Origin of the sequence: Pseudomonas sp. G1002 (assembly GCF_013385455.1) — a bacterium.
In the GTDB taxonomy this organism is placed as follows: Bacteria; Pseudomonadota; Gammaproteobacteria; order Pseudomonadales; family Pseudomonadaceae; genus Aquipseudomonas.
The window spans coordinates 26616-35500 of record NZ_JACAPY010000022.1 but is presented as its reverse complement, the minus strand read 5'-3'; the positions used below and the strand labels follow the sequence as shown (position 1 = coordinate 35500).

General features: G+C 62.5%; 10 protein-coding genes. 1 reads left to right on the top strand and 9 read right to left on the bottom strand.

Going from position 1 to position 8885, the window contains the following annotated elements; translation table 11 throughout:
• The 7 genes from HX801_RS11735 to HX801_RS11705 all read right to left on the bottom strand — a co-directional run.
• The coding region (locus HX801_RS11735; protein ID WP_256344249.1) for a DUF6531 domain-containing protein at positions 1–1336 on the bottom strand (1336 nt) is incomplete at its 3' end.
• A gap of 174 nt (positions 1337–1510) precedes the next feature.
• Positions 1511–2272, bottom strand: a complete 762-nt coding sequence (locus tag HX801_RS11730) for an SDR family oxidoreductase (protein WP_177022141.1) — start codon at positions 2270–2272, stop codon at positions 1511–1513.
• Positions 2265–3065 carry an SDR family NAD(P)-dependent oxidoreductase gene (locus tag HX801_RS11725; RefSeq protein ID WP_177022140.1) on the bottom strand — a complete coding sequence of 267 codons (801 nt, stop codon included), beginning with the start codon at positions 3063–3065 and terminating at the stop codon, positions 2265–2267. The genes HX801_RS11730 and HX801_RS11725 overlap by 8 nt, the downstream gene beginning before the upstream one ends.
• On the bottom strand, positions 3058–3879 hold the full coding sequence (locus tag HX801_RS11720) for a molybdenum cofactor biosynthesis F family protein (RefSeq protein ID WP_177022139.1): 822 nt from the start codon (positions 3877–3879) through the stop codon (positions 3058–3060). Before HX801_RS11720 ends, HX801_RS11725 begins: the two co-directional genes overlap by 8 nt.
• 86 nt (positions 3880–3965) lie before the next feature.
• The gene (locus HX801_RS11715) at positions 3966–4625 is read right to left on the bottom strand and encodes a LuxR C-terminal-related transcriptional regulator (RefSeq protein ID WP_177022138.1); all 660 of its coding nucleotides are present in this window, start codon (positions 4623–4625) and stop codon (positions 3966–3968) included.
• A 52-nt stretch (positions 4626–4677) separates the two neighbouring features.
• On the bottom strand, positions 4678–5043 hold the full coding sequence (locus HX801_RS11710) for a cupin domain-containing protein (protein ID WP_003209872.1): 366 nt from the start codon (positions 5041–5043) through the stop codon (positions 4678–4680).
• A gap of 154 nt (positions 5044–5197) precedes the next feature.
• A complete protein-coding gene (locus HX801_RS11705) occupies positions 5198–6496 on the bottom strand; it encodes an FAD-binding oxidoreductase (RefSeq protein ID WP_177022137.1) in 1299 nt (432 codons plus the stop codon).
• Positions 6497–6691: 195 nt separating this feature from the next.
• Here HX801_RS11705 and hpaR point away from each other — a divergent pair, with 195 nt between their 5' ends.
• Positions 6692–7114, top strand: coding sequence for a homoprotocatechuate degradation operon regulator HpaR (gene hpaR / locus HX801_RS11700; protein ID WP_003209875.1), 423 nt, complete (start codon positions 6692–6694; stop codon positions 7112–7114).
• A gap of 142 nt (positions 7115–7256) precedes the next feature.
• On the opposite strand, the gene hpaI is transcribed toward hpaR, so the two are convergent.
• Together hpaI and hpaH are read right to left on the bottom strand one after the other, a co-directional pair.
• Entirely contained in the window at positions 7257–8057 is an 801-nt protein-coding gene (hpaI, locus tag HX801_RS11695) for a 4-hydroxy-2-oxoheptanedioate aldolase (protein ID WP_177022136.1), read from the bottom strand.
• Positions 8058–8075: 18 nt separating this feature from the next.
• Complete coding sequence (gene hpaH / locus HX801_RS11690; protein WP_008437182.1) at positions 8076–8879, bottom strand: 2-oxo-hept-4-ene-1,7-dioate hydratase; 804 nt, start codon at positions 8877–8879, stop codon at positions 8076–8078.
• Positions 8880–8885 lie beyond the last annotated feature (6 nt).

Genomic DNA, 8885 nt, shown 5'->3' with positions numbered 1-8885 from the left:
GATACAACCGCGTCCAGGCAAACGGCAGCACACCCTCCAACGAGCCATCCGTAAGGGTCAGCAGCTCTTCACCGGTAACCATCGAAACCGGGCAGCCATTGGTACAGGTATTCGCCGAACAGACCGAAGCATCTCCATTGGGATTTTTCGCCGAAGCAGGCACATCATCCACAGGCTCCTGCTTCACCAACGCCGTGCGCGCCGTCTTCGGCTCCCGCACCATCGGTGCCGGGTTGGAAATCTCGTCCACGCCAGCCTTCAACGGCACCGCCGCAGCCTTCACCGGCACTGCATGACTCTGAAGCGATAACGGCTTAAGCACCTCCGCATGCCTATCCAGCGGGGCCGTACCGCCCAACTTGGCAATCTGTTCCAACCACTCCCGTGCCCGCTCGGACCTGACCTTGCCCAGCACCTGCGCGCCCAGCCGTACCGCCACACCCATACCGCCGGTAGCCCACAGCAACAGCAGGTTGAGCAACACCTCGGTGGTGATTTCCCCGAGCAACTCAAACATGTAGTGCGGCGGCAGCATGCGCATCCAACTGACCATTGCGGACAGGTAGATGAACAGCAGCGGCTCGTCGCTGAGAATCAACAATCCTTTGGCAATCGCCTCATGACTGAGCTTCAGGAGCGCTCCAAGCTCGGCTTGGGAGAGGTACTGCAGGAGCTTTTCGCTGTTGGGCTTGATGTCTGCCAACCACTGGTACAGCTGCGCAATACCGTCCCAGAGGCCGTAAAGCACGTTTTCAAAGCCCCGCGCATAAGCCAGTTGCAGCGAGGTGTAGCGCTCGCCATAACCCGCCTTGGCATAGCTCTCCCATATCGGCTTGAACGTGCTCGTCCACTGACCGCGCAAGTTGCCTTCCAGCGAGCTGATCTCGGACTGATAGGAGGCATACAGTGCCTTGATGTGGTCCCTGGAAACGTTGGGGTAGAAGCTGACTCGATACTGCCGGTCGACGGTGCACTCGGTGACTTCGAGCATGCCGCTGGGGCCGATGGTCTTATGGATGGGATCGCCGAGGGGACCACCGTCTTGCGCGACTTCCTGCAGCATCACCGGCGTATTGCCGATGGGCACGAACCGTGTGCTCTGGAACATGTGCACCAGGGTCAACGGTGAGTTGGCCTTGCAGGTCGCGACGGTGCTGGCGGGATACAGGGAACGGGTGATGGGCGCGACCAGCGAAACCTCGTCGCCGACCTTGAACACCTGCTCGACATCCAGCGCCGAAAAGCTCCAGAAGCTCTCGGCCCACGCGTCGTAGGTGTTCAGGCAATGTGTGAAGTCGTTGAGAACCCCATCGACGTCGCGCGTCTTCGGGTCCATCGCCGCCACGACCAGAAAGCCAATGGCGGGAATCAAGAGGCAGCCCCATCGGGCAGGGCATTAATCGAAAAAAACATCGGCGTTCCCTCGCGCTGTGTGATCAGGCGAGGGACTTTGCAGAGGTTCTCAGGGCAGGGGAGTAGAGGTTATCCGGCAGTTCGGTAGGACGTTTCGTTAAACCTCCGGCAAGGTCGAGCCGCCATCCACCACCAGCGTCTGCCCAGTGATATAGCCCGCCAGGTCCGATGCCAGGAACAGCATTGCCCCGGCAATATCCGACGGTGCGCCCAGCCGTCCCAGTGGCACCCGGCTGGCGATCTGTGCATTTACCTGGTCATCCCCCAGGTTGCCCATGGCCGGGGTTGCGATCATGCCGGGCTCCACACCGTTGACTCGCACATTCAAACCGGCCAGTTCCAGCGCCGCATTGCGAATGAACCCGTTGACCCCGGCCTTCGACGCCGCATAGTGACTCAACCCCGGAAACGCAACCCGCGGCCCCGTGACAGACGACGTAACCAGCACGCAGCCCCGACCCTGACGGCGGAACATCGGCAGCGCCGCCTGGGTCAGCCAGAACAACGCCGAGAGGTTGACCGCCAAGGTACGGCCGAGCATCGCCGGAGTGATCTCGGCAAAGGGCGTCAGCGGAAAATACCCGGCGTTATGCACCAGAATATCCAGCCGCTCCCAGTCGTGCTCCACCCCTGCAATCAGCTCGAAAACCGCAGCCGCATCCGCCAGATCCACCGTCACCGCTTCCACCTGGCAGCCGCGCCCGCACAGCTCCAGCGCGAGCGCCTCTGCCAGTTGCAGGTCGGCGATCATCACCCGCGCGCCCCGCAGGGCAAACGCTTCGACGATGGCCCGACCAATACCCTGGGCGCCACCCGTTACCAATACGTTGCGACCAGTGAAATCCAGGTCTTCATTCATGACGCTGCTCCATACGCGCATAGGCCAGCGTCGGCACATCGACAATGCTTGAGCCCCCGTCCGCCACCAGCGTCGCACCCGTAATGATCGACGCGTCACTGGAGGCCAGGAAGCGGCACACCCTGGCGATTTCTTCAGCGCTGGCCGGCCGGCGCAACGGCACGTCGGCGCACACCCGGTCATAGGCGTGTTGCAGCGTTTCGCCATAAAAGTCCATCAACGGCTGCATCTCCTCATCCGCCATCGGCGTGCGCACCCAGCCGGGGCACACCGCGTTCACCCGCACCCCGCGCGGGCCGTAATCCCGCGCCAGCGAGCGATTGAGCCCGAGCAAGGCATGCTTGGCCGTGGTGTAGCCGCACACCTCGGGCCCGGCAGCCAGTGAGGCAATCGAACCCATCAGCACGATGTTCCCGCCACTTTCCAGCAGCAGCGGCAAACACGCCCGCGCACTGTAGAAGGCGCTGTCGAGGTTGCTGCGCAGCGCCGCTTCCCAGGTCTGCGGGCTGGTGTCGGTGGCGCTGCCCACGCCATGGCCGCCCGCACAGGCCAGCAGCACGTCGATCCGCCCATAGTGCTGACGAATCTGCGCAATAAAACCCTCCCAGGTCTGCGGGCAGGCCGCATCACCCACCAACACCAACCCCCCGGTTTCCCGCGCGACCTGCTCCAGCGGTTCGCGACGACGGCCGATCAGTATCAACTGCGCACCCTCGGCAGCATACAGCCGGGCGCACGCAGCACCGATGCCCGTGCCGGCCCCGGTGATCACAATCGTGCGCGGCTCAGTCATCAGGATGCTCCGTGCGATTGAGCACCTGGCAGTAGGAACTGATGGGAAAGTTCGATAGTTCATCGAAGGAGGCGTCGGCATAGCCAAAGATCTTGCCGTCGCTGCGGTGTTGCTGCAGGTCGATCAGCACCAGGCCGAGGGTGGGGATGATTTTTTCGCGCCAGACGAACAGGTAGAGCTGGTCGGCGATCTTGTAGTAATCGCAGCGGTCGGTGTCGCACAGGCCTTGCTCGACACCCTTGAGGCATTGCCAGGCGTAGAACTGGTGGTTGAGGTAGATGTGCTCGTAGACCTCGCTCGGGCTGTAGCGATACTGGTTGCGCAGGCCGATCAGGTCGGTGGTTGGTGCGTGGGGGCATTGGCCTGGCTGCCACGGGCGGTCGAGGCTGCCGTGGAGGAATTCCACTTCCACTGAAGTCAGCGGCTTGCCGGCAAGGGCGCGGCTGTAGAGGCCTTCGCGGGTTTGTTCCTGGGTGGGCATGCGCCCGAGCACAGCGGTGAACGAAGCGCTGGCGGTGTCGAGCACCAGGCTGACCGACCAGTCCTGCGTGCCTTCGCGCTTGATGAAATCCACCAGGTACAGGCCTGGGCGCACCGAGGTCGCACGGTAGGTGGCGCTGCCGCTGGAGTGACCGTCGGCCGCGACCCAGGACAGGCTGTCGCGCTCGAACCGGTGCTCGATCTGCCAGCCATTGGCGAAGTGCAGCGTGAAGGCCTTGCCGCTCAGGTCGGCCAGGTTCGGCAGGATAAATGCCTCTGGGGCGAAGCCGTCGGCCAGGGCGCCCACGGTGATCCAGTCAGAAGGGGTGGTCATTTGCGATGCTCCGGTTGGGTGGGTGAACACCACGAATCATCGCGCCCGGGAGCAGGCGCGGGTATCAACCGGATGGTTGAGGCGAACTACAGAAACAGGCTGCCCACCAGCTCGGTACGACTGCTGACGCCGGTCTTGCGAAACAGGTTGATCAGGTGGGTCTTGATGGTGGGCAGGCCGACGTCCAGCTCCTGGGCCAGCTGTTTATTGCTGGCGCCCTGGCGCAACAGCAGGGCGATCTGGCGCTCCTTGGGTGTGAGACCGGCCAGCGCCTCTTCAGTGGGCTGCATGTTGGCCACCGCCAGTTGCAGCAAGGTTTGCAGGGCGTTCAGTTGGGCCAGTTGCTCGCCGGTGAAAGCGCCCTGGTCGGCGGTGCGCAACAGCGAAATCGCCGCCTGGGGCTGGCCGGCCCGCTGGGCGAAAATCTCCACCACATCGACCACGCCATAGCGCCGCAGAAAATCCCCATAGCGCCGGGTATCCCGCGCCGGCTGGCGGGCCATGGCAACGCCCAGCGGCACCACCGCCAGGCCACTGGACAGGCAGTTGCGCGGTTGCAACGGGTCGAATTGGCGGTAGTTGTCGAGGTAGTCGCGGTGCATTTCGCCGCTCATGCCGTGCAACTGGAAATCCCGGGCTTGCAGCTGGCGGTCGACGCAATAGAACGCGGCCTGGCTGACCGGAATCAAGCGGGTGAAAGCCTGCAGGCACTGGCCGGCGACTTCGTGGGCGGGGAGAGCGTGCATGGGTGGGCACCTGCGCCAAAAGGCTGCCGACGGGTGCCGGCAGCCGGGGCTATCACACCACGGCGAAGTAGTGTTTGACGAAACTTTCGCTGACCACTTCCCACAGCACCGGGGTGCCCTTGGTCACGAACCAGCTGTCACCGGCCTTGTAGCGGGTGCTCTGGCCGGTGGACTCGTCGGTGAGCACCACTTCGCCGGTGACCACGGTGGCTTGTTCGGCAAACGGGTAGACCATGCGGAACTTGCCCTGGGTGGTGCCGAAATAGGCGCTGCTGACCGGGTCGGTGGGGGCACCGAAAGTCATTTTGCCGAAGGCCCGGACTTCGCCTTCGAGGATGGTCGAGCCGAGGTCGGCGACGGTGCCCCAGGCGTCGAGTTCGGATAGCTGGATGTCTTTCTTGAGGGTAACGAGGGTCATGGCAGTTGCTCCTGATGAGAAAAAATTAGTGACCAACTGTAGGAGCGAGCTTGCTCGCGAAGGTCGTCAACGATGACGTTGGCGTCCTGGATTAACGCGGCGCCCTTGGGTTTTTCGCGAGCAAGCTCGCTCCTACAGGTGTCAGGCGTGGGATTTAGCGGCGGCCGTTCCAGTAACCGGAGAGCTGGTGCCAGGACTTGCCGGCGGTGAGCAGCAGTGGGCGGATCGCGTCCTTGCCGATGATGGTCGGGCGATGGATCGAGCTGACCAGGTCATACCGCGCCGAGCCTTCGCTCATGCCTTCGGCCAGCACCTTGCAGATGATGTGGCTTGGGGTCACGCCGAAGCCCGAATAGCCCTGCACATAGAACGCGTTGCTGCGCCCGGGCAGGGTGCCGATCTGCGGGAACAGGTTCGGGCTGCAGGCCATCGGGCCGCCCCAGGCCAGGTCGATCTTCACGTCCTTGAGGTACGGGAAAATCTTCAGCATCAGGTTGCGGTTCCAGGCTTTCAAATCGCCGGGAATGTGCTCCACCAAAGGCGTGGCGGCGCCGAACAGCAGGCGGTTTTCGTTGGTGACGCGGTAGTAGTCGATCACCGGGCGAATGTCGCTGTAGGCCCCGCGAATCGGGCTGATACGGTTGATCAGCTCTTCTGGCAACGGCTCGGTCATCATCTGGAACGCGTAGGTGTTGATGGTAGAGCGGTGCAGTTCCGGCTCCAGCTTGTTGAGGAAACTGTCGCAGGCCCACAGCAGCTTGCTGGCCTTGACCGAACCGCGGCCGGTGCGCACGGTGATGCGCTCGCCATAACTGACTTCCAGCGCCGGGCTGTTCTCGAAAATCCGCACGCCGTGGCCGGCCAGGGCCTTGGCTTCGCCCAGCAGCAGGTTCAACGAGTGCACATGCCCGCCGCCCATGTGCAGCAGGGCGCTGCTGTAGGCGTCGGAGCCGATGATCTGCCTGACGTCGGAGCCGCCAAGAAAGCGGATCTCGTGTTGGGTGTTGATGGATTTGAAGTCTTTCTCCCAGGCGCGCAGGGTCTTTTCCTGGCGGGCGTTGAAGCCCATGTAGCCATAGCCGTGGCAGAAGTCGGCATCGATGTCGTACTTGGCGATGCGGTTCTTGATGATGTCGGCGCCCAGGTCGCTGATCTCGAAGATCTGGCGCAGGCCGTCTTCACCCACGTCCTTCTTGATCTTTTCCAGGTCGTGGCCGATGCCGGCCATGATCTGCCCACCGTTGCGCCCGGTACCGCCAAAACCCAGGTAACGCGCTTCCAGCACGACGATGTTGGTGATGCCTTTTTCGGCGAGCTCCAGGGCGGTGTTGATCCCGGAAAAGCCGCCACCGATGATCACCACGTCGGCTTCCACGTCCTGCTCCAGGGTGGGGAAGCTGAGGTTGTATTTCTTGGTCGCCGTGTAATAGGTCGGCGTTTCGATATTGATCATTGCGCTGCCTGACAGTGAAGAGCTAATGAGTGTATTAAGGCCGTTGGCGCGCTGGATGTCTTGATTCTGTGTGCCGCCGGTTTTGATCCTGCGCGCCAGAGCCTTCGCCGGCTTCACAAGTTATAGCGTGAGGTGGGGAGGAGAGTGTTAGAGTTTCGTTAAAACATTAACTAAATCTATCGTGACCCTGAGCCTATGTTGAAACCCAGACAATCCCTGACCCTGACCTTGCTTCAGGCCCGTGAAGCGGCCATGAGTTTTTTCCGGCCCTCGCTGAATGAGCATGGGCTGACCGAGCAGCAATGGCGGGTTATTCGAATTCTCAGCCAGCATGACGAGCTGGAGATTTACCAACTGGCGGAACTGGCGTGCATTCTCAAGCCGAGCATGACCGGCGTGCTGGTACGCATGGAGGCGGCGGGGATGGTGCACCGGCGCAAGGCCGAGCAGGATCAGCGGCGGGTGCTGGTGACGCTGGCGGAGAAGGGCAAGGCCAGTTTCGAGTCGATGAGCCAGTGTATGGAGGAGAATTATCAGCGTTTGCAGGAGCAGTTTGGGGAGGAGAAGTTGCAGGTGTTGTTGGGGTTGCTGGATGAGTTGAAGACCATCAAGCGTTGAATCACGGTAGATGAGTAACAGGTAATCAAAATGTGGGAGCTGGCTTGCCTGCGATGCAGGCGCCTGGGGGTGTCAGGTACACCGAGGTGATGCTATCGCAGGCAAGCCAGCTCCCACAGTTGATCTCTGTTGTTTGACGGGGTCAGTACACGCCGCCGGTAATGGCCGGTGTTGCGGTGTCCTTGAATTTCGCCGCCAACCCCTGCAACCCGCGCATCAACACCGTCGTATCCACCCCCACCGCCACAAACGCCGCCCCCAACTCGATATACCGCCGCGCCAGTTTCTCATCCGCACTCAAGATCCCCGCCGCCTTGCCGGCTTTTTGAATCCGTACGATGGCGTCCTCAATCGCCGCCTGCACCTCGGGGTGCCCGGGATTCCCCCGATGCCCCATGGCCGCACTCAAATCCGCCGGCCCGATAAACACCCCATCCACGCCATCAACCGCCGCGATCGCATCGAGGTTGTCCAGGCCTTCACGGTTCTCGATCTGCACCAGCAGGCACATCTGCGCATCGGCCTCATCCAGGTAACCAGGAATACTGTTCCAGCGCGACGCCCGCGCCAGCGCGCTGCCCACGCCCCGTACACCACCCGGTGGATAACGCATCGCCCGCACCAGCTGCCGTGCCTGGTCAGCCGTCTCCACCATCGGCACCAACAGCGTCTGCACGCCGATATCCAGCACCTGCTTGATCAACGCCGTATCGCCGATCACCGGGCGAATCACCGGTTGGCTGTCATAAGGCGCGACGGCCTGCAGTTGGCCGAGCATGCCGCGCAGGTCATTGGGCGCGTGCTCGCCGTCGATCAGCAGCCAGTCGAACCCGGCATTCGCGGCCAGTTCGGCGCAATAAGCGTCCGCCAAACCGAGCCACAGGCCGATCTGGGTCTCGCCACGTTGCAGGCGTTGCTTGAAGCGGTTGATGGGCATGTCCATGAAACAGTCCTCCAGTATTCAGACAAAGCGGCAGGAGATGGAACCCAGCATGTCGTAGTCGACATGGAAGGTGTCACCCGGATTCGCCGCCACCGGGCGGGTGAAGGAGCCGCCGAGGATGATCTGGCCGGGTTGCAGGGTGACGTCGTACGGCGCCAGTTTGTTCGCCAGCCAGGCCACGCCCTTGGCCGGATGGTTAAGTACCGCAGCCGACACCCCGGACTCTTCGATCACCCCGTTGCGGTACAACACCGCCGGCACCTTGCGCAGGTCGATCTCGGTGGGGCGCACGGCGCGGCCGCCCATCACCACGCCGGCATTGGCGGCGTTGTCGGAAATGGTGTCGAACACCTTGCGGGTGGCGTTGGTGTGCGGGTCGATCTGCTGGATGCGGGCGTCGATGATTTCCAGCGCCGGGATCACCCATTCCGTGGCATCGAGCACATCGAAAATCGTGCAGTTCGGGCCCTTCAGCGGCTTGCCGAGGATGAACGCCAGTTCCACTTCCACCCTCGGCACGATGAAGCGCTCGAAGGGGATGTCGGTGCCTTCGTCGAAGAACATGTCATCGAGCAGGGCGCCGTAATCCGGCTCGGTGATGTTCGACGACACCTGCATCGCCCGCGACGTCAGGCCGATCTTGTGCCCGACCAGCTTGCGCCCGTCCTTGATTTTCCGGGCCACCCAGGCGCGCTGGATGGCGTAGGCGTCTTCAATCGTGATGTTCGGGTGCTCCAGGGAAAACTGGCGCACCTGTTCACGGGAACGCTCGGCCTGGTCGAGGCGGGCGGCGGCTTGCTGAATAAGGGCTTGATCAAGCATGACAAA